This window comes from Williamsia deligens (genome assembly GCF_024171765.1).
In the GTDB taxonomy this organism is placed as follows: domain Bacteria; phylum Actinomycetota; class Actinomycetes; order Mycobacteriales; family Mycobacteriaceae; genus Williamsia_A; species Williamsia_A deligens.
Map to the genome: position 1 here is coordinate 1,307,701 of NZ_JAMTCI010000001.1, position 20,123 is coordinate 1,327,823.

The following is a 20,123-nucleotide window of genomic DNA, read 5'->3' on the forward strand; positions in this document are numbered from 1 at the left end:
GATGACGACGCAGGACAGGCAGTACACCGATCTGCACGGCGAGCGCATCGCCTACCGCGACGTCGGGACCGGCGACACCCTGCTGCTCATCCACGGGATGGCCGGTAGTTCGGCGACCTGGGACGCGGTGATCGGGCCCCTGTCGGAGCGGTACCGGGTGATCGCCCCGGACCTGCCCGGGCACGGCCTGTCGGCGAAGCCGCGCGGCGACTACTCCCTCGGCGCGTTCGCGGCGTTCCTGCGCGACCTGCTCGACCACCTCGAGGTCGCCCGGGTGACGGTCGTCGGCCAGTCGCTGGGTGGCGGCATCGCCATGCAGTTCACCTACCAACACCCCGACCGGTGCGAGCGACTGGCGCTGATCGGCTCCGGCGGTCTCGGGCCGGAGGTCAACTGGACGCTGCGGCTGCTCGCCGCCCCGGGTGCCGAGATGGTGCTGCCGATCATCGCCCCGCACTGGGCTGTGGCGGCGGGCGGCCGGGTCCGGGGGTGGATGGCCGCCGCGGGCGTGCGATCGCCGCGCGCGGACCAGTCCTGGCAGGCGTACGCGTCGTTGTCCGATCGGGCGACGCGCGACGCGTTCCTGCGGACCCTGCGATCCGTCGTCGACCATCGGGGACAGGCCGTGAGCGCGATGAGCCGTCTGCACCTGAACGCCGACCTGCCCACCCAACTCATCTGGGGCGCGGCGGACAAGATCATCCCGGTCGCCCACGGCCACGCCGCGCACGAGGCCATGCCGCACAGCCGACTCGAGGTCCTCGACGGCGTCGGCCACTATCCACATGCGGAGGCGCCCGAGAGGGTGGTCGCGATCATGACGGAATTCATGGAGTCGACCACCCCGGAGCGCGCCGGTCTCTGACGGCGCGTCAGGCCGTGACGACGATCGCGAGGTCGACCGCGGCGATCGCGACGGTCACCGCGAGTGGCGCACGACGACACAGGGTGGACACCGCAACCACCACGGCCAACGCGATCCAGTGCCACAGATGCATCCCCGCCCCGACGACGGCCACCGCCGTCGCGGCCGTCATCACCACCGTCGTGGCGACAGGGATCCCCCGGCGGCCCAGACGCTGGGGTAGCCCCCGCACGTCGGTGACGGCGTCGGCCTCGAGGTCGGGATACACGTTGAGCAGATGGGCACCCACGCCGAGCAGACCGGCGACCACGACCACCCAGACCGGCGGGAGTTCCGTCGGGCGGTCGGTGAGCCCGACGGCCACCGGCAGTGACCCGAACGCCACCAGGTACGGCACCCAGGACACGACGGTCGCCTTCAGCCCGACGTTGTAGAGCAACGCCGCGACGACGCCGAGGAGATGGACCGCGGCGGCTGCGGGTCCGCACAGCAGCGAGAACACGGCGCAGACGACGCCGCCGACGGCCACGGCCGAACCCACCGCCCGGACGCGCAGCGTGCCGCCCACCAAGGGCTTCTCGTCGCGACCCGCCTCACGGTCGGTCGCGACGTCGATCAGGTCGTTGGTCCAGCCGACGAGGAGTTGGCCGCTCAACACGGCGACTGCGAGAACCGCGATGCGGTGGGCCGGCAGTCCCGCGAACGCCGCGAGAGCGACGGTCAGTCCGGTGACCGCCAGACCGGGTTCGGGGTGACCCGCTCGCATCAGGGCGCGTGTCCGCGACACGACTCCCGCCCCCGAACCTGGCATCTCGCGACCGTACGCGCCTCCTGCGCGGCGCCTGAGGTCCCGCCGTCAGACGTCCTCCCCCGAGGACCGCACCGCGGCCGTCAGCTGTGGGATCACCGCGACCAGTTCGGCGAGGGCGCTGTCGGACAGGTGCTCGCGCAGGATCCCGTCGTGATCGTCGACGATGGACCGACCCTCCGCGATGAGTCGCCGGCCCGCGTCGGTCACCGAGAGCCGGGCCGTGCGGCCACGCCCCGCGTCGGTCTCCCGTCGAACCGCACCGCTGTCCTCGAGCGTGCGCAGGGTGGCCTGCATGCTCTGCGGGGTGACGCCCGCACGACGGGCGAGCTCGCTGTAGGACACGCCGGGATCGCGGGAGAGATGCCCCAGCGCGGACAGGTGCCGCAGGGCGATGCCATGCACGGCAAGTCGGCTCTCGATCGACTCGCGTATGCAGCGTCCGAGGGTCATGGCCAGGAACGATGCGCTCACCGGAGGAGGGGTGGGTGATGTGTCGGCCATCGGTTACAGTCTAGCTGAAACTGACTCCGGCGAGAGGGACCCCGATGGAGACTCTGCGACACGTCGTCGTTCTGGTGCACATCGTCGGGTTCGCGGTGACGTTCGGCGGATGGACGACGCTCGCCGCCTCCGGGCGCCGCGTGTTCACCCGTCCACTCGAGTACGGATTGCTGGTCTCGCTGCTGAGCGGCGCCGCGCTGGCGTTCCCCTGGCCTGCGGGCACCGAGGTGAACTACGTGAAGGTGGGCGTCAAGCTCGCGATCCTCGTCGTCCTCGGGGCCCTGCTCGGCATGGGGCGAGCCCGCGAGCGACGCACCGGCGACACCGTCCCGACCGCGGCGTTCATCGCCGTCGGGCTGTTGTCGGTGCTGGCGGCGGGCCTCGGAGTCGTGTGGCGCTAGGAATCAGCCCTGGTCGCCCCGCAGCGACCGCTGGTACCGCCGCATCCCGGAGAGCCAGCGGTCGGGATCGGCGGCCTTCTGCGCGTACATCGTCGCGACCTGCGCGTGCGGGAGGATGAGGAACCGCTCGTCACCGATCGCCTCGATCACCACGTCGGCGACAGCATCCGGGCTGAGCACCTCTCCCGCCGATCGCACCGCGTTCGCGGCGATCTCGGCCCCGTCGCGATCGCTGCGGAAACCGGCGTTCAGCAGGTCGGTGTCGACACCCATCGGGCACAGGCAGCTGACGCGGACGCCCGCGTCCCCGTAGGTCACCGACAGCCACTCGGCGAACCCGACCGCGGCGTGCTTGCTGACCGTGTACGTCGCCGACCCGATCTGCGTGAGCAACCCGGCTGCCGACGCCGTCGACAGGAAGTAGCCGTGACCGCGCTCCACCCAGTCCGGGACGAGTGCGCGCGCAGCCCGGACATGCGCGAGCGTGTTGACCTCGAGGGCGGTGTGCCAGGCGATGTCGTCGGAGTCCAGACCCATGCCGACGGTCGTCCCCGCGTTCGCGACGTAGAGGTCGACGGGACCGAACTCGCCGCGCGCGATCTCGATGCAGCGGGAGATCAACTCCGGGTCGCTGGCGTCACCGGCGACCGCGACAGCGCGCGCACCGCCCGCCGCGTCGTTGATCTGTGCGGCGACGTCGGACACCTTGTCCGCGGCGAGGTCGGTGACGACGACGCGGGCGCCGTTGTCCACGAGTGCCCGCGCGATGGCCGCACCGATCCCGGCGCCGGCACCCGTGACGATCGCGACCGTCCCATCGATGTTCATCAGCGGATCCGGAAGATGACGGCGCGCTGGACGACGAAGTTGATGACCGTCGCCGTCCCCTGCGCGATGACGAAGGCGAACAGGCTGTACAGGACCGTCTCGTCCCACACATGCGAGAGCGCCGAGTAGATGCCGACCTGCACGGCGAACGTCACCAGGTACAGCGCCACCACTGCGATGAAGCGGGCTCGACTCGGTTCGGCGCGGAAAGTCCAGCGTCGGTTGATCAAGTACGCGGTCGTGGTGCCACAGATGAAGCCGACGGCCTTGGCCAGCCAGTACGGCGCACCGACGACGTACTGCAGCAGCAGCGTGACACCGAAGTCGAGGACGCCGGAGCCCGCGCCGGTCACGACGAAACGGATCAGCTGGGTCCGCAGATCGACGTCGGTCGACGCCTCGGCGTCGTCGAGCGGGAGTTCGATCGGCATCGGCGCATGCGGGGAGGCGAACTCCTCGTGCGAGTGATGTGGGGCGTCGGTCACGTCGATCAGGGTAGGACCCCCAGTCCCTCCTCCGGCGCGGCGTGCGCGATTAGCGTCGATGACAGCGCGGACGACCGCGACACCACGACGAAGGGAACCACCCATGTCGGACACAGCACATCCCGGCGGCACCTTCCATCTCGGCGACCTGACGGTCACGCGCGTCGGCTACGGCGCGATGCAGCTCGCGGGCCCCGGCGTCTTCGGCCCACCCGCCGACAGGGATGCGGCGATCGCCGTGTTGCGGGAGGTCGTCGAGCTCGGCATCACCCACATCGACACCTCGGACTTCTACGGCCCGTACGTCACCAACGAGATCATCAAAGAGGCGCTGCACCCCTACCCCGACGACCTGCACATCGTCACCAAGGTCGGTGCCCGTCGCGACGACGAGGGCGGGTGGCCGCACGCGCGGACACCGGACGAACTGCGACAGCAGGTGCACGAGAACCTGCAGCATCTCGGTCTCGACGCTCTCGACGTCGTGAACATGCGCGTCGGTGCGGTCGACGGGCCCGAGGCGGGATCGATCGCCGAGCAGATCGAGACCCTCGCGGAGCTGCAGAAGGCAGGCGACATCCGGCACATCGGCGTCAGCAACGTGTCCGCCGACCAGCTGGCGGAGGCGCAGGGGATCGCGTCGATCGTCTGCGTCCAGAACAACTACAACCTCGTGCACCGCGCCGACGACGCGCTCGTGGACAGCACGGCCGAGCAGGGGATCGCCTTCGTGCCGTTCTTCCCGCTCGGCGGGTTCTCGCCGCTGCAGTCGGACAAGCTGTCGGACATCGCGCAGCGACTCGACGCCACTGCGCTGTCGGTGGCGCTGGCCTGGCTGCTGCACCGCTCACCCAACATGCTGCTCATCCCGGGCACCTCGTCCGTCGCGCACCTGAGGGAGAACGTCGCCGGGGCAGGACTCGAGCTGAGCCCGGAGATCCTGACCGAGCTCGACGGCGTCGCCGCGAGCTGACATCCGTCACGAACGTCCGCTCCGCGCGGGTGGAGGGCACAGTGCCCTCTGCTCGCCTGGAGCGGACGTTGGTGACTGCGACGGGCTCACCCGGCCAGCGACGCGATCAGCACGGCACCGAAGGTGATCATGACGACGGCGATCACGGCGTCGAGGATCTGCCAGGCCCGCGGACGCGCGAACCGCGGGGCGAGACGCCCTGCACCGAAGCCCAGCGCAACGAACCACAGGACACTCGCGGCGCACGCACCGAGGCCGAACGCCCACCGCCCCGACGGTCCATGGGCGTTGGCGACGGCACCGAGCGTCAGCACCGTGTCGAGATAGACGTGCGGGTTGCCGAAGGTGAGCAGCAGCGCGGTCGCGACGACAGCAGTGCGTGTCACCTGCCGCCCCTCGTCGGTGACAGTCAGCGCCTCCCCGCCGCCGCGCCAGGCGCGAAACGATCGTCGCGCAGCGAGCAGTCCGAGGACGATGACGTAGCCGCCGCCGAGGACGGTCGCCACGACGACGAGCGACGGGTGCCCGCTGACGACCGTCCCGAGGCCGGCGACGCCACCGAGGATCAGGACGATGTCCGACGTCGCGCACACCGCGACCACCGACCGCACGTGGGTGCGGGCCACCCCGGTGCGGAGCACCATCACGTTCTGGGGACCGATCGCGACGATGAGTCCCGCGCCTGTGAGCAGGCCGGCGAGTGCGGTGGAGAACCAGGTCATGCCGACGACGTTAGGGACGGATCCACGAACAGACCAGCGAATGATTTTCACGTTTCATTAGACTTTCTTCATGTCGATCTCGAGCGACGGTCTCGCCACCCTCGTCGCGGTGGTGCGCGAGGGGACCTTCGACGCCGCGGCCGGCGCGCTGCACATCACCCCGTCGGCGGTGAGTCAGCGCATCAAGTCGCTGGAGTCCGAGACGGGTCGACTGCTCGTCCGCCGGACTCGCCCCTGCTCCCCGACCGCCGACGGCGAAGTGCTCCTGCGGCTCGCCGAGCAGTGGGATCTGTTGCGCACCAGCGCTCTCGCCGAACTTGCCGGCGAACCGGAGGAGCAGTCGACCGATTCCCGGGATCAGCCGAGGGTGTCGTTGCCGATCGCCTCCAACGCCGACTCGCTGGCCATCTGGCTGCTGCCGGTGATCGCCGAGATGCAGCGACGCCATCCCGTGAGCATCGAGGTGCTCCGGGACGACGAGAGCCGCAACACCGATCTGCTCCGGTCTGGTCGTGTGGTCGGGGCGCTGACCTCCGAACCCGGTCGCGTCCGTGGGTGCATCGCGCATCGACTCGGCGCGACACGGTATCTGCCGGTCGCCACACCGGAGTTCGCGTCGTACTGGTTCCCCGACGGTCTCCGTGGTGCCGACCTCGCGCGCGCACCGATGGTCGCGTTCGACCGCGCCGACACGATCATGGCCACGCTGATCCGGCGTCACACCCGTCGCTCCGTCGATCCGCCGACGACCTACATCCCGGCGTCGACCGAGTACCACCGGGCCGTCGAGCTCGGTGCGGGATGGGGAACGGTGCCGGAGGCGCAGATCGCGCCGGCCCTGGCCCGGGGGACGGTGCAGCTGCTCTCCGACAGCCACATCGACGTCGAGTTGTACTGGCAGCACTGGGCTGTCGAGTCACCGCTCGTCAGGGCGCTCACCGAGATGATCCTCACCACCGCCCCCGACCACCTCGTGTGATCCGCGTCTAGAACTCCTCGTCCACGTGGGAGTCGCGCGCGGCGGCCTCGCCGAGGTCGAGGCCCTCCAGCTCGGTCATGTCCTCGTCGGTGAGGACGAAGTCGAACAGCGACGCGTTGTGGACCTGCCGCTCGGCGTCCGCGGACTTCGGGATCACCCCGATCCCCTGCTGTACCGCCCATCGCAGCACGACGTGGATGGGACTGCGGCCGTGGGCCTTCGCGATCCCGGCGACACGCTCGTCGTCGAGCACACCCTCGGTCCGGCCGGTCGGACTCCACGCCTGGGCGTGGATCCCGCGCTCGGTCATGAAGGCGCGCAACTCTCGGCGGGGCAGCGCCGGCGAGCACTGGATCTGGTTGAGCACCGGCCACCGGCCGGTCTCGTCGAACAGCATCTGCAACTGGTCGACGGTGAAGTTCGAGACACCGGCGGCACCGACGAGTCCGTCATCGACGAGGGACAGCATCGCGCGCCACGTCTCCACCGTCAGTCCGAGGCTCGGGCACGGCCAGTGGATGAGATAGACGTCGATGCGGTCGACGCCGAGTCGACGTGCGGACTCGCGGGCCGCGACGATCGTCGGGTCGAATCCGTGGTCGCCGCCACCGAGCTTGGTGATCACGGTGACGTCATCGCGGTCCACGCCCGAGTCGGCGATCCCGATACCCACGCATTTCTCGTTGCTGTATCGGGTCGCGGTGTCGATGAGGCGATATCCGGAGCGGATCGCGGTGGCCACGGCGTCGGCTCCAGGACGCCCCAGGAGTTTGTAGGTGCCCAGTCCGACCAGCGGGATCGGCGGGGCGTCGGTCAGCGGGGCGGTCGGGATCGCGAGAGCGCTCATCGACCCATCATCGTCGACGCGCCGCCCGCCCAGAGCGCCTCGACCGCCACCGGGTGTCCGAGGACCCGGCAGGCCGCCCGATGCCCGGACAGCAGCGCGGCGGGAACGGTGGCCGGATCATCGGTCCACGTCGCCTCACCGGCGACGTGCAGCACGTCGCCGATCGGAGTCGCCAGGTCGTCGTGGTCGGCGGTGGTCGCGCCCACCGCCATGTACGCATAGGAGCCGCGGGCATACGGGTCGCCCAGCCAGTCCGTCCGATGCACCGCGACCGGAGCGGGCACGACGTCGCCGTGCAGGTGACGCAGCTGCGCGAGGATCGACTCGACCAGTCCCGCGTCGTCCCACGATCGCGTCTCCAGCGCGGTCGGCCCCGCCGCGAACGTCAGCAGGGTGGGTTCGCCGTGCAACCGGGTGAGGTCGTACCAGGAGTGCCATCGCCGGCCGTCCGGACCCTGCCGGCGGATCGCGTAGAAGTCATCCGGCCAGAACCGGTGCGGGAATCGCAGGACGACCTTCTCGAAGGCGTTCATCCGCAGGCGATCCAGTGCGCGCGCGTTCGTCGACGGCAGGGGCGGGTCGATCATCAGATCGGAGGACCGCAGGACGCCGACGGGCACCGTGAGGATCGCGGTGCGGCCCTCGAACCGGCCGCGGTCGGTGGTCACGACGACACCGTCGGCGCCCCACCGGATGTGTGTCACGACGTGGGAGAGCCGGATGTCGAGACCGTCGGCGAGGTGCGACGGAAGGGCGTCGTATCCGTCCGGGAAGACCACCTCGTCGCCGGCGACGGAATCGTCGTCGAGACCGTGCGCCGCGAGATCGTCGATACACACGCCGTACTGCTCCTCTGCGCGGTGCTCGAGGTACTCCCGCACGCGAGCCGCGCGGTGGGTGTCCCACCCCTGCTGGGCGAGAGCCTGCTCGGTGACGTCGCGGTAGGAGGCGTCCGGTGGCGACGCGGCGATGACACCGACCAGGGCCGCGTCGAGGGCGTGGATGTCGGCGGCGTGCGCTCGCGACTCGTCCTGCGTCAGACGTCGGCCGTCGGGGCCGTGGAGTGCGATGGGGCGGCTGTCGGGCTGGTAGGCGCCGACGGTGAACTCGACAGTCGCCATCCCGAACGCATCAGCCGCCGCGGCGACCGGACACCCGTCGACGCCGTGGATCCACGACGCCCCGAGGTCGGTGACCCGGCCGTCGGACCGATCGGTGACGACGCGACCGCCGACGCGGTCCCGCGCCTCGAGCACGACGACGTCGCGTCCGTGCTGCGACAGCAACCGGGCGGCGGCGAGCCCCGACACCCCGGCCCCGATCACGACGGTGTCCGGCCGGGCCATCGGCGTCCTCCTCCGGGCAGGTGTCAGACCAGGATCATGCAACTGCTCGTCGCCGACGCGAGAAGTGCCCCGTCGGCGTCGCGGAGCTCGGCCTGCGCGAGAACGGTCCGGCGACCCGCGTGGACGACCGTGCCGGTGCAGACCACAGGACCCGTCTCGACCCGGACCGCGCGGAGGTACTTCACCGACAGGTCCAGGGTCGTGTAGCGGACGCCGGCGGGCAACGTCGTGTGGACGGCGCACCCGGCCGCCGAGTCCAGAAGGGTGGCGATGATCCCGCCGTGTACGGAGCCGATCGGGTTGTAGTGGTACTCGGCCGGCTCGAGGGTGAACGCTGCGACACCCTCGTCGACCCGGGTGAGCTCGGCACCGGTGAGCGCCATGATCGGCGGCGCCGGGATGTCACCCGCGGCCAACGCTCGCATGAACTCGATCCCCGTCCGCCCCACCGCGCCGGACGCCGTCTCCGAGGGGTCCCGCCAGGTGAACGTGCGACGTCGGGCGTCGTCCGCGAGGGCGGAGTCGCCGGTGCGGGGGGTGGTCATGTCTGCGGTCATCGATCCGCTCCTCGGCGATCGCGATGGATTCTCATCCACCGTGGACGGTCAGCACTTGCTGGCTATATGAAACCATAGTCAACCAGTGGGCGAAACCGGAGAGATGGCCACGAGCTGAGGCGGTCGACTCGCCGACCGCGGGCTTAGAGTCACGAGGTGATCGTGTCCGTGCGTCAGCATCTCCGCGTCCTCGTCGTCGGACTCGCCGTCGCGGCCATGACGACGCTCGTCGTCCCGGCGGCGTCGGCCGACGAGCCGCCGCCGACCGCCGCACCGGCGTGGTCCGGTCTCGACGTCCGCGACTACGCCGGCCCGATCCCGACGACGCCGGGGACGGTCATCCGGTCGGTGCCGCTCGACAGGTCGCTGTGGGTGCGATCGGCCGGTGACGCCCGCCGGTTCCTCTACTCCTCGGTCGACCAGCACGGCCGGATGGCGGTCAGCACCGCCGCCGTCTTCCTCCCGCGGTCCGCGCCTCCGGCCGGCGGGTGGCCCGTCGTGGCATGGGCGCACGGCACGGTCGGGATCGGCGACTCGTGCACACCGTCGGCGCAGAAGCGCTCGCCCCGCGACGACGACTACATCTCGCACTGGCTCGACCAGGGCTACGCCGTGGTCGGCACCGACTACACCGGACTGGGCACACCCGGACTCATGAGTTATCTGAACGGCGAGGTCGAGGCCCGATCTGTCGTCGACTCCGTCGTCGCGCTGCGGCAGCTCGGTCTCCGGACCGCATCGAGGTGGGCCATCGTCGGGCAGTCGCAGGGGGCGGGGGCCGCGATGAACGCCGCGCGACGCGCCACCGAGTTCAGCCGCGGTCGTGGTCTGGACTACCGCGGCGTCGTCGCCACCGGCACGCCCGCGAACATCGAGTCGATCATCGCGCTCGGTGGTCCGTCGTTCCCGCCGGTCCGGCTCCCGGTCGGTCTGACGACGTACCTGACCTACATCCTCGCTGCGGTCCGCGACGCACGTCCCGACGTCGGGATCGATCGGATCCTCACCCCGACCGGACGCGCCATGGCCGATCTCTCCGAGACCGTCTGCTACCCCGAGCTCGCGCAGCGGCTGACGGGCGTCGACGTGCGGTCGTACTTCTCCCACCCGATCTCGTCTCTTCCGAACGCCTACCGGGAGCTGAACCGCTTCCTGGGCATCCCGGCGTCCGGCTACGACCGACCGATCTTCCTGGGCCAGGGCCTGCGGGATATCGACGTCCCGGCACCGTTCGCGCTGTCGTTGGCCGCACAGCTGTCCGCGGCCCGCCAATCGTTCGAGCTGCACGTGTATCCCACCGACCACTCGGGCACCGTGTACGCGTCGCAGCGTGACTCGACGCCGTTCCTCGCGCGGATCATGGCGCCCCGGTGATCTCGCCCCACCGCTGGGTCACGGCTGCCCTCGCCGTCGCCGCGACGTTCGCGGTGGTCTCGCCGGCCGCGGCCGAGCCCGACGTCCTCCCGACACCGCCACCGATCTGGTCGGGTCTCGATGCCCGCGACCACACAGGGCCGATCCCCCAGCGGGCGGGCACACTCATCGAGCAGCGTCCGCTCGATCGGCGCCTCTGGCTGCCGGACGCCGGCAGTGCAACCCGGATCCTGTACTCGACCACCGACGGTCTCGGGCGGCGGGCCGTCAGCACCGGGTCGATCACGGTGCCGCGCGGCACCCCGCCCGCGGGCGGGTGGCCGATGCTGGCGTGGGCGCACGGCACCGTCGGGATGGGGGACGACTGCGCCCCCTCGGCGCAGAGGCCCTCCGCCGACGACATCGGCTACCTCGGCCACTGGCTGCGGCGCGGATACGCGATCGTCGCGACCGACTATGTGGGACAGGGCACCCCGGGCCCGCTCTACTATCTCGACAGCACCACGGCCGCGCATTCCGTGGTGGACTCGGTGGTCGCCGCGCGGGCCGGCGGTCTCCCGTTGGCGAGACGCTGGGCGACCCTCGGGCACTCGCAGGGCGGCGCCGCCGCCCTCGCCGCAGCACGCAACGCCCCGGACTTCTCCGCCGGCAGCGGCCTGGACTTCCGTGGCGGTCTCGCCACCGGCGTACCCGCCGACCTCGAGAGCATCCTGCCGACCCTCGGTCCGCAGTTCCCGCCCGTCGTGCTGCCGCGGGCGCTCAACGCCTACGTCCTGTACATCCTGGCCGGGTTCCGTTCCGCCCGCCCGGATCTGCGGATCGACGACCTGCTGACCGTGAGAGGCAGGTCGTTGGTCGACCGCGCGAACAGCGCCTGCGGACGCGAACTCCGTCCGTTCACGCAGGGTCTCGACCTGCGCACGCTCTTCCGCCGACCGCTGGCCTCGATCCCGGACGCCTACGGTGCGATCCGTCGCTACCTGGGCACGCCCGACTCGGGCTACACGCGACCGGTGTTCATCGGCCAGGGACTCGCCGACGTGAACGTCCCGGCCCCGTCGGCGCTGTCGCTCGCGACCCAGATGACGGCCCACCGACAACCGCTGGAACTGCACGTGTACCCCGCCGCCGATCACCCCGGGGTGCTCACCGCCGTCCTCCCCGACGCCGACCGATTCCTCGCTCGCATCCTGCGGTGATCGCGCCGCGATGACCCCGTCCTAGGCTCGACACCGAGCCCGCGTTCCCGCCCCAGCAGTCAGGAGACGACATGTCGACCGAGAACCCCTCCCCCGACGTGAAGCCCCGCAGCCGCGACGTCACCGACGGCCTCGAGAAGACCGCTGCGCGCGGCATGCTGCGCGCGGTCGGGATGGGCGACGACGACTGGGGCAAGTCCCAGATCGGCGTCGCCTCGTCGTGGAACGAGATCACGCCGTGCAACCTCTCGCTGGAACGTCTCGCGAAGGCGGTGAAGGGCGGCGTGAGCGCGGCCGGCGGGTTCCCGCTCGAGTTCGGCACCATCTCCGTCTCCGACGGGATCTCCATGGGCCACGAGGGCATGCACTTCTCGCTGGTGTCGCGCGAGGTGATTGCCGACAGCGTCGAGACCGTGATGAGCGCCGAGCGCCTCGACGGGTCGGTGCTGCTCGCCGGCTGCGACAAGTCGCTGCCCGGAATGCTCATGGCCGCAGCGCGTCTGGACCTCGCGAGCGTCTTCCTGTATGCCGGGTCGACCCTGCCCGGTTTCGCGACGTTGTCCGACGGCAGCGAGCACCAGGTCACGATCATCGACGCCTTCGAGGCCGTCGGCGCCTGCTCACGCGGCCTGATGTCGCGCGAGGACGTGGACACCATCGAGCGCGCGATCTGTCCCGGTGAGGGCGCCTGCGGCGGCATGTACACCGCCAACACGATGGCCAGCGCCGCCGAGGCGCTCGGCATGTCCTTGCCGGGCAGCGCGTCCCCGCCCGCACCGGACCGTCGTCGCGACCAGTTCGCCCACGCCAGCGGCGAGGCCGTCGTCGAACTGCTGCGGCGCGGGATCACCGCGCGCGACATCCTCACCAAGGAGGCGTTCGAGAACGCCATCGCGGTCGTCATGGCGTTCGGCGGGTCCACCAACGCGGTGCTGCACCTGCTCGCGATCGCCAACGAGGCCGAGGTGGAGCTCACCCTCGACGACTTCACCCGCGTCGGTTCCCGGGTCCCGCACCTCGCCGACGTGAAGCCGTTCGGCAAGCACGTCATGACGGATGTCGACCAGATCGGCGGCGTCCCCGTGGTGATGAAGGCCCTGCTCGACGCCGGGCTGGTCCACGGCGACTGCCTCACCGTCACCGGCAGGACCATGGCCGAGAACCTCGCCCACATCGCCCCGCCCGACCCCGACGGCAAGGTGCTGCGCGCGATGTCCGAGCCGATCCACCCGACCGGCGGCATCACCATCCTCCAGGGGTCACTCGCCCCCGGCGGCGCCGTGGTCAAGTCGGCCGGCTTCGACTCCGACGTGTTCGAGGGCACCGCGCGGGTCTTCGAACGCGAGCGTGCCGCGATGGACGCGCTCGAGGACGGGACCATCTCCGCCGGCGACGTCGTCGTCATCCGCTACGAGGGCCCCAAGGGTGGCCCGGGGATGCGGGAGATGCTCGCCATCACCGGAGCCATCAAGGGCGCCGGCCTCGGCAAAGACGTCCTGTTGCTCACCGACGGTCGGTTCTCCGGTGGCACCACCGGGCTGTGCGTCGGGCACGTCGCCCCGGAGGCGGTCGACGGCGGCCCGGTCGCGTTCGTGCGTGACGGCGACCGCATCCGGCTCGACGTCGGGAAGGGGACACTCGACCTGCTGGTCGACGACGCCGAGCTCGAAACCCGCCGTCAGGACTGGGCCCCGCTGCCGCCGCGCTACACCCGCGGGGTGCTCGCGAAGTACACGAAGCTCGTCGGTTCGGCGTCGCAGGGGGCCGTGCTCGCCTGAGCGCCCGTAGGGTCGAGGGCATGCGTCTCGGACTGCACGATCGGATGCCGACGGTGGACCGGGCCATGTCCGTGCCCGCCGAATCGGTCTGGGACGTCATCGTCGACCTCGACGCCTGGCCGGTGTGGGGTCCGACCGTCGTCGGGGCCCAGCTCGACACCCCCGGCCCCTTCACCCTGTCCTCGCGCGGGAAGGTGTGGACACCGGTCGGCGTGCCGCTGCCCTTCGAGATCACCGAGTTCGTCGACGGTCGGGTCTGGGCATGGCGCGTCCTCGGTGTGCCCGCGACCAGGCATGAGGTCATCCCGACGGAGGCCGGCTGCGTCCTGCGCTTCGGTGTGCCGCTGTGGGCCCCGGCCTACCTCACCGTGATGGCACTGGCGTTGCCGCGTATCGAGCGTCTCACGCGACGGCGGATGATCACCGGCGGCGACCGCTGAGGGACCGCGCGATCCGGACGACCGCGACGGTGCCCAGCACCCACGGCCCGCCCACGATCACCGGATCGATCCAGGCGTGATGGGTGTCGGCACGCCGGCGTCCCACGCGTGACCGCCACCCACCGCGGGTGATCTCCGTGCGTATCCCCGTCTGGGTGATCGGGTTGTCCGGTCTCGTCGTCGCGAAGGACCGGAGGTGGTGCTCCGCCGCGTCGACCCGGTCGGCGCCGAGCAGGATGAGCCAGTGCGCGGCGCGCGCCTCGCTGAAGCGGTCGTAGGCGATGCGGCGCAGGCGGCCCGCCATCCCGCCGAGCGGTTGCGCGGTCCCGAACACCGGTGTCAGGAAGCGGTGTTCGATCGATCGCTCTCGGTACCCGTTCTCGGGCTGACGATCCGGGAAACGCCAGTGGGCGCCGGTCTCCAGCCTCTGCAGCTTGGGCACCGACGGGCGGTCGGCCGGGTCGAGGTCGACACCCCAGCCCGGGATCCTCGCCCGGAGTTCGTCGGCCGACGGGACCTGTGGACGGTCGGCGGTGTAGGCCGGGAGGTGCTCCGGCGACCCTGTGACGGCATCTCCTGTCCGGTCGTCGGTCATGCGGCACCACCGAAGGTGATGACGGGCTTGATGATGCCGTCGAGCTTGGCAGAGAACATGTGGTATCCGTCCGCTATGTGTTCCAACGGGATCCGGTGGGTGACCACATCCCTCGGCGTGAGGTGACCGTTCTGGATGTGCGAGAACAACCGGGGCCATTGCCTTTTCACCGGGGCCTGGTTGCCGTGGATGGTGAGGCCCTTGTTGAGGGCGTCCCCGTACTTGATGGCGCTGAACATCGGGCCGTATGCGCCCACCACCGAGACGGTCCCGCCCTTGCGGACGGAGTCGATCGCCCAGTTCAGGGCGATGGGAGATCCGCCCTGCAGCTTGAACTTCGCTGCGCTGACGTGCTGGATGAGATTGCCGTCGGCCTCGGCTCCCACCGCATCGATGGCCACGTCCGCCCCGAGGAAGTCGGTGGTCTTCTTCATCTGCACGACGATGTCGTCGCACTCGGCGAAGTTGATGGTCTCGGCGTGCGCGAACGTGCGCGCCTTCTCCAGGCGGAAGTCGAGGTGGTCGACGACGATCACCCGTCCTGCGCCCATCAACCACGACGAGGCGGCGGCGTAGAGCCCGACCGGCCCCGCGCCGAACACGACGACCGTGTCGCCCTCGACGATGTCACCGAGCTGCGCGCCGAAGTACCCCGTGGACAACGCATCCGTGCACATCAACGCGTCGGTGTCGTCCATCCAGTCGGGGATGATCGAGGGTCCGACGTCGGCGAACGGCACCCGCACGTATTCCGCCTGTCCGCCGTCGAATCCGCCGCACGTGTGGGAGTACCCGTAGATCCCGCCGACGGCGGTCGCGTTCGGGTTCACGTTGTGGCAGTTGGAGAACAGGCCACGCGAGCAGAACCAGCACGACCCGCAGTAGATGTTGAACGGCACCATCACCCGGTCACCGACCGAGAGGTTCTGCACCGACGGTCCGACCTGCTCGACGACGCCGATGAACTCGTGACCGAACGTGTGCCCGACCCGGGTGTCGGGCATCATCCCGTGGTAGAGGTGCAGGTCGGATCCGCAGATGGCGGCCAACTGGACCCGCACGATGGCGTCGTTGGGGTGTTCGATCGTCGGCATCGGTTTGTCCTCGACGCGGATCTTGTACGGACCGCGGTATGTCATCGCCTTCATGGGGCCGCGATACCCGGGCCCGCCAGGTCCAAACTGCCCCGCGACACGATGGGTGAATCCGGGGGCCGAGTCGGTCGGTCCGTGTGGGACCGTGGAGCGCGTCGGGCACACCAGCGTCGCCCGCGTGAGCGCCCAGGAGTTCTCCATGCACCGTGAGACCGTCCGCTACGACGTGACCGACGGGATCGCCGTCCTCACCCTCGACCGGCCCGACGCGCTCAACGCGTTCACCGTGCAGATGGCCGACGATCTCGAGGCCGCGTTCGACGAGGTCTCCGCCGACCCCGCCGTCGCGGCGGTCGTCCTCACCGGCTCCGGGCGCGCGTTCTGCGCCGGGATGGACCTCAGCAGCGAGGGCAACGTCTTCGGTCTCGACGAGACGCTCACCCCGACACTGACCGACCTCGTCGACCACTTCGACGACCCCGCGATCGTCAGCGGCGTCCGCGACACCGGCGGCCGGGTGTCGCTGGCCATCTACCGGTGCACCAAGCCGACCATCGCCGCGATCAACGGTGCCGCGGTGGGCATCGGGGCCACGATGACCCTGCCCATGGACTTCCGGCTGGCGTCGGAGAAGGCGCGGATCGGTTTCGTGTTCGGACGTCTGGGGATCGTCCCCGAGGCCGCCTCGTCGTGGTTCCTCCCGCGGGTCGTCGGGATGCAGAACGCGCTCGAACTCGTGTACTCCGCCGATATCGTCGACGCGGCGACCGCGAAGGACATGAACCTGGTCCGCAGTGTCCACGCCCCGGACGACCTGATGGACGCCGCCCTCGCGCTCGCCCATCGGTTCTCCGACGGCCGTTCTCGCGTCTCGACGGCCCTCACGCGCCAGATGATGTACCGCAACAGCGCCGCCCGGTCGCCGGTGGAGGCCCACCGCGTCGACTCGCTCGCGATGTTCTACACGAGCATCGCCGACGGGAAGGAGGGCGTCGCCGCCTTCCTCGAGAAGCGCCCGGCGCAGTTCACCTCTCGCGTGCCCGAGGACATGCCGGACGCCCTGCGCGACTTCTGACCTCCCCGGGCATCGCCGATCAGCGGTCGGAACGCAGTCCGAACACCGACAGCAGCGCCGGGCGGCGGAGGAACATCGCCACCCACAGCAGCACGCCGAGGTACACGGCGAACAGCGTGGTGCTCACGAGCGGGGCGTCGTCGTTCCAGTTCGCGGTGACCGCGCCACCGAGGTAGGCGGTGATCCCGACAGCGCCGAGCACGGCGGTCCGCGGGATCAACCAGACGATGGTGCACAGGGCCAGGACGATGCCCATCACCGTGGCCTGATCGGCCGTGAAACCGAGTTTCGCCGTGCCCTCGACCACGGAGTCGGGCTGGAACAGCTTGCCCAGGACGTCGACCACGAGGAACGCGGCGATCAGAACGGTGAGCACCGTCCCGGCGATCCAGGTGCGGGGTCGACGCGACGTGGCCGAGACGGCCGGCGAATCGGTGGTGTGCGCTGTGCTGGTGGTGTCGGTCATGGTGACTCCTGGGTCCGAGGGGATGACATCAGGACAGACCCCGCCGATCACCGGAACTCATCGGCGGTGGTGCAGGACCTCCGGAGTCAGCTCGCCGACCGACGTCTGACCGGCCAACCCGAGGGTGAGGTCGAACTCGGCGATGATGTTCGCGACCGCGTCCCGGGCACCGTCACGCCCGTCGATCGCGAGGCCGTACATGTGCGGGCGTCCGACGCACACCGCGTCCGCGCCCAGCGCAAGCGCCTTGTAGACGTCCGACCCGGTCCGCACCCCCGAGTCGAGCAGGACGTGCGCCCGGCCACCGACCTTCTCGGCGATACCCGGCAGCGCGTCGATGGCGGCGATGGACCCGTCGACCTGTCGGCCCCCGTGGTTGCTGACGATGATGCCGCCGACGCCGAGATCGACTGCGCGGGCGGCGTCGTCGGGATGCAGGATGCCCTTGAGCACGACGGGGAGATCGGTGCGGTCGCGCAATCCTGCGATGTCGTCCCAGTTCAGGGACGGCCGTGAATAGATGTCGAGGAAGGTCTGCACCGACTCGCGCGGCACCGGCGACCGCAGGTTCGCCAGGAACGGTCCCGGGACGCGTCGGGCCATGGACGCCAGGGCCGCGACCGCCGACCGCGTGACGCGGACCTTCGGTCCGGCCGGACGGTCCGGGGCGGCGAGGCGGTCGGCGACGATCTGCCGGAACCGGGGGTCGGAGGTGTACTGCGCGATGCCCTCGGCGCGCGCGAACGGCAGCGACCCGATGTTGAGATCCTGCGGGCGCCAGCCCAGCATCGTCGTGTCGAGCGTGACGACGATGGCCTGCGCGCCCATCGCCTCCGCCCGGTGCACGAGGCTGGTCACGAGGTCGTCGTCGGTGGACCAGTAGAGCTGGAACCACCGCGGGGCACCCGGGCGGACCGCCTCCATCGCTGCGGCCGTCTCCTCCATCGGGGAACACCCCTGGTTCGAGAAGATGTAGGGCACACCGAGATCGGCGGCGGCGCGACCGATGAGCACGTCGGAGTCGGGACGGGCCAGCTCGCCCGCACCGACGGGCGCGAACAACACCGGCGCCGGCAACCGGGACCCGAACAACTCCACCGACAGGTCGCGTCGCGAGACGTCACGCAGCACGCGGGGCACGATCTCCCACCGATCGAACGCCGCACGGTTCGCCGCCATCGTCGATCCCTCGCCGGCCCCACCGGCGATGTATGCCCACGCGCGTTCCGACATCGTTGCTTTCGCGCGTCGTTCCAGCTCGGCGAAGTCCGCGGGGATGCGCGGACGGTCACCGAACACACCCGCCGTGTAGATCGCGTTCTGACGAGCCCGTCCCGGGGACAGCGGCTGATCGGTGGTCATCGACGATCCTCTCGACGGACTGCGCTGTGATCGGTACCACGCACGACCAGCACGCTACCTGCACGCGCCTCGTCACGATCGCGCAGCACATTCGCTGGCACGGAGCCGGATTCGGCCTGCATTAGACTGGCAGTTGTAGTGGTTTCGGGGGACACCGCTCATACGATTCGGGGGAGTCATGCGTTCAGTGGGATCCGGGGTGTCTGCCATCCTGCGCGATCCGTCCGGTGTGCAGCCCGTCTTCCAGCCCGTCGTGGAGCTGGCGACCGGGCGAACGGTGGGACATGAGGCGCTGGCGCGCTGGCCGGGATCACCCGAGGTGTCGCCGCTGGAGGCCTTCGACGCCGCCCGCCGTGGCGGTTCGGCGGCGGCGATGGACTGGTGGTGCCGGCGACGGGCCGTGGAGGGCGCGCACCGTCACGGCCGCGGTCACCACCTGTTCGTCAACGTGGAACCCGACTGCCTCGGAACCACCCCTCCGTGGGGACCGACGCCGAGCCTCGCCGACCTCGACGGGTCGCGCAGTGGCATCCAACTCGTCCTCGAGCTGACGGAACGCACACTGATGCACGACCCGGTGGCCGTGATCGCCGGTGTCGAGCGGGCGCGCGCCCTCGGCTTCGGCATCGCCCTCGACGACGTCGGGGCCATCCCCGAGTGCCTCGGCCTCCTCGACCTCGTCGCGCCCGACGTGGTCAAGCTGGACCGGTCGATCACCCAGATGTCAGGGCACGGTGTGGACGCCGCACAGGCGATCAGCGCCGCGGGCGACCTCGCGCGTCGGCGCGGCACGACGATCCTCGCGGAGGGCGTCGAGACCCTGGAGCACGAGATGACCGCCCGCGCGATGGGGGCGACCCTGGCCCAGGGGTACCGCTACGGGCGCCCCACGAAGTCGCGGTCGGCGCCCTCGCGTCTCGCGAGGACGACGGTGGTCGACCCGACGCGCGGTCGGATGCGGTCACTCATGACCATCCTGGACGACGCCCCGAGTGCCGTCGGCGACGCCCACGAGGCTCTCGCCGCCTGTGACCTCGTCGAGTCGATGGCCGCGACCGAACATCACGACGGGTGCGTCGTCACCGCCATGCACGGGGCGCGCCACCTCTCCGCCGAACTCGCACGGCGATACCGACTCCTGGGCGATCGACATGTCCTCGTCGGGATCAGTGCGCCCGGGCTCGGTCGAGCACCGCGACCGGGCGTGCGGGGACCGCGGACGCCCGAGCTCGCCCACCACGACGCGTTCGCCGTGGCATCGATCGGTGTGGCGCATGCGATCGCGGTCATCGCCGCCCCCATCGATCCCGATCAGCCGACCCAGCGGGTCCGCTGGTGCGTGACCACCGACCGCGACGTCGTCGCCGACGCCGCCCGGCGGATCACCGCGGACCTCGCGCCACGCTGAGAGCCCGTCACCCTGGC

General features: G+C 70.5%; 22 protein-coding genes. 10 read left to right on the plus strand and 12 right to left on the minus strand.

What is annotated here, in order from left to right; genetic code table 11:
• Nucleotide 1: 1 nt before the first annotated feature.
• Complete coding sequence (locus tag LX14_RS06295) at nt 2-865, plus strand: alpha/beta fold hydrolase (protein WP_253646386.1); 864 nt, start codon at nt 2-4, stop codon at nt 863-865.
• A 7-nt stretch (nt 866-872) separates the two neighbouring features.
• Here the strand turns inward: LX14_RS06295 and LX14_RS06300 are convergent, their stop codons facing one another.
• Nucleotides 873-1,676, minus strand: a complete 804-nt coding sequence (locus LX14_RS06300; RefSeq protein ID WP_253646387.1) for a UbiA family prenyltransferase — start codon at nt 1,674-1,676, stop codon at nt 873-875.
• Between the two features lie 45 nt (nt 1,677-1,721).
• Nucleotides 1,722-2,177 (minus strand): MarR family winged helix-turn-helix transcriptional regulator, encoded by a 456-nt coding sequence (locus LX14_RS06305; RefSeq protein WP_253646388.1) that lies wholly within the window; start codon nt 2,175-2,177, stop codon nt 1,722-1,724.
• A gap of 44 nt (nt 2,178-2,221) precedes the next feature.
• Here LX14_RS06305 and LX14_RS06310 point away from each other — a divergent pair, with 44 nt between their 5' ends.
• Nucleotides 2,222-2,578 carry a Fe-S protein gene (locus LX14_RS06310; RefSeq protein WP_253646389.1) on the plus strand — a complete coding sequence of 119 codons (357 nt, stop codon included), beginning with the start codon at nt 2,222-2,224 and terminating at the stop codon, nt 2,576-2,578.
• Between the two features lie 3 nt (nt 2,579-2,581).
• On the opposite strand, the gene LX14_RS06315 is transcribed toward LX14_RS06310, so the two are convergent.
• Nucleotides 2,582-3,406, minus strand: a complete 825-nt coding sequence (locus LX14_RS06315; protein ID WP_253646390.1) for an SDR family oxidoreductase — start codon at nt 3,404-3,406, stop codon at nt 2,582-2,584.
• A complete protein-coding gene (locus tag LX14_RS06320; RefSeq protein WP_253647912.1) occupies nt 3,406-3,837 on the minus strand; it encodes a GtrA family protein in 432 nt (143 codons plus the stop codon). The genes LX14_RS06315 and LX14_RS06320 overlap by 1 nt, the downstream gene beginning before the upstream one ends.
• A gap of 157 nt (nt 3,838-3,994) precedes the next feature.
• On the opposite strand from LX14_RS06320, the gene LX14_RS06325 reads away from it, so the two are divergent.
• On the plus strand, nt 3,995-4,864 hold the full coding sequence (locus tag LX14_RS06325) for an aldo/keto reductase family oxidoreductase (protein WP_253646391.1): 870 nt from the start codon (nt 3,995-3,997) through the stop codon (nt 4,862-4,864).
• Nucleotides 4,865-4,950: 86 nt separating this feature from the next.
• Here LX14_RS06325 and LX14_RS06330 read toward each other — a convergent pair whose 3' ends face one another.
• Nucleotides 4,951-5,586, minus strand: a complete 636-nt coding sequence (locus LX14_RS06330) for a LysE/ArgO family amino acid transporter (RefSeq protein ID WP_253646392.1) — start codon at nt 5,584-5,586, stop codon at nt 4,951-4,953.
• Nucleotides 5,587-5,656: 70 nt separating this feature from the next.
• Between LX14_RS06330 and LX14_RS06335 the strand changes: the two genes are divergently transcribed.
• A complete protein-coding gene (locus LX14_RS06335) occupies nt 5,657-6,565 on the plus strand; it encodes a LysR family transcriptional regulator ArgP (RefSeq protein ID WP_253646393.1) in 909 nt (302 codons plus the stop codon).
• A gap of 7 nt (nt 6,566-6,572) precedes the next feature.
• On the opposite strand, the gene LX14_RS06340 is transcribed toward LX14_RS06335, so the two are convergent.
• From LX14_RS06340 to LX14_RS06350, 3 genes are read right to left on the minus strand one after another with little or no spacing between them, the layout of a single operon-like run.
• The gene (locus tag LX14_RS06340) at nt 6,573-7,412 is read right to left on the minus strand and encodes an aldo/keto reductase (RefSeq protein WP_253646394.1); all 840 of its coding nucleotides are present in this window, start codon (nt 7,410-7,412) and stop codon (nt 6,573-6,575) included.
• Nucleotides 7,409-8,758, minus strand: coding sequence for a flavin monoamine oxidase family protein (locus LX14_RS06345; protein ID WP_253646395.1), 1,350 nt, complete (start codon nt 8,756-8,758; stop codon nt 7,409-7,411). Before LX14_RS06345 ends, LX14_RS06340 begins: the two co-directional genes overlap by 4 nt.
• 23 nt (nt 8,759-8,781) lie before the next feature.
• Complete coding sequence (locus LX14_RS06350; protein ID WP_253646396.1) at nt 8,782-9,315, minus strand: PaaI family thioesterase; 534 nt, start codon at nt 9,313-9,315, stop codon at nt 8,782-8,784.
• A 216-nt stretch (nt 9,316-9,531) separates the two neighbouring features.
• Here LX14_RS06350 and LX14_RS06355 point away from each other — a divergent pair, with 216 nt between their 5' ends.
• The 4 genes from LX14_RS06355 to LX14_RS06370 all read left to right on the plus strand — a co-directional run bounded on the left by LX14_RS06355 (nt 9,532) and on the right by LX14_RS06370 (nt 14,106).
• Nucleotides 9,532-10,689: an alpha/beta hydrolase family protein gene (locus LX14_RS06355; RefSeq protein WP_253647913.1), complete on the plus strand. Its 1,158-nt coding sequence runs from the start codon at nt 9,532-9,534 to the stop codon at nt 10,687-10,689.
• Nucleotides 10,686-11,888: an alpha/beta hydrolase family protein gene (locus LX14_RS06360; RefSeq protein WP_253646397.1), complete on the plus strand. Its 1,203-nt coding sequence runs from the start codon at nt 10,686-10,688 to the stop codon at nt 11,886-11,888. Before LX14_RS06355 ends, LX14_RS06360 begins: the two co-directional genes overlap by 4 nt.
• A 71-nt stretch (nt 11,889-11,959) precedes the next feature.
• On the plus strand, nt 11,960-13,666 hold the full coding sequence (gene ilvD, locus LX14_RS06365; protein ID WP_253646398.1) for a dihydroxy-acid dehydratase: 1,707 nt from the start codon (nt 11,960-11,962) through the stop codon (nt 13,664-13,666).
• Between the two features lie 20 nt (nt 13,667-13,686).
• Nucleotides 13,687-14,106 carry an SRPBCC family protein gene (locus tag LX14_RS06370; RefSeq protein WP_253646399.1) on the plus strand — a complete coding sequence of 140 codons (420 nt, stop codon included), beginning with the start codon at nt 13,687-13,689 and terminating at the stop codon, nt 14,104-14,106.
• On the opposite strand, the gene LX14_RS06375 is transcribed toward LX14_RS06370, so the two are convergent.
• Together LX14_RS06375 and LX14_RS06380 are read right to left on the minus strand one after the other, a co-directional pair.
• Nucleotides 14,087-14,701 carry a hypothetical protein gene (locus LX14_RS06375; RefSeq protein ID WP_253646400.1) on the minus strand — a complete coding sequence of 205 codons (615 nt, stop codon included), beginning with the start codon at nt 14,699-14,701 and terminating at the stop codon, nt 14,087-14,089. The genes LX14_RS06370 and LX14_RS06375 overlap by 20 nt on opposite strands.
• The gene (locus LX14_RS06380; RefSeq protein WP_253646401.1) at nt 14,698-15,849 is read right to left on the minus strand and encodes a zinc-dependent alcohol dehydrogenase; all 1,152 of its coding nucleotides are present in this window, start codon (nt 15,847-15,849) and stop codon (nt 14,698-14,700) included. Before LX14_RS06380 ends, LX14_RS06375 begins: the two co-directional genes overlap by 4 nt.
• A 145-nt stretch (nt 15,850-15,994) precedes the next feature.
• Between LX14_RS06380 and LX14_RS06385 the strand changes: the two genes are divergently transcribed.
• The gene (locus LX14_RS06385) at nt 15,995-16,870 is read left to right on the plus strand and encodes a crotonase/enoyl-CoA hydratase family protein (protein WP_253647914.1); all 876 of its coding nucleotides are present in this window, start codon (nt 15,995-15,997) and stop codon (nt 16,868-16,870) included.
• A 19-nt stretch (nt 16,871-16,889) separates the two neighbouring features.
• Here the strand turns inward: LX14_RS06385 and LX14_RS06390 are convergent, their stop codons facing one another.
• The gene (locus LX14_RS06390; protein ID WP_253646402.1) at nt 16,890-17,336 is read right to left on the minus strand and encodes a DoxX family protein; all 447 of its coding nucleotides are present in this window, start codon (nt 17,334-17,336) and stop codon (nt 16,890-16,892) included.
• A gap of 57 nt (nt 17,337-17,393) precedes the next feature.
• Nucleotides 17,394-18,698: an alpha-hydroxy-acid oxidizing protein gene (locus LX14_RS06395; RefSeq protein ID WP_253646403.1), complete on the minus strand. Its 1,305-nt coding sequence runs from the start codon at nt 18,696-18,698 to the stop codon at nt 17,394-17,396.
• A 178-nt stretch (nt 18,699-18,876) separates the two neighbouring features.
• Here LX14_RS06395 and LX14_RS06400 point away from each other — a divergent pair, with 178 nt between their 5' ends.
• Nucleotides 18,877-20,106: an EAL domain-containing protein gene (locus tag LX14_RS06400; protein ID WP_253646404.1), complete on the plus strand. Its 1,230-nt coding sequence runs from the start codon at nt 18,877-18,879 to the stop codon at nt 20,104-20,106.
• Nucleotides 20,107-20,123 lie beyond the last annotated feature (17 nt).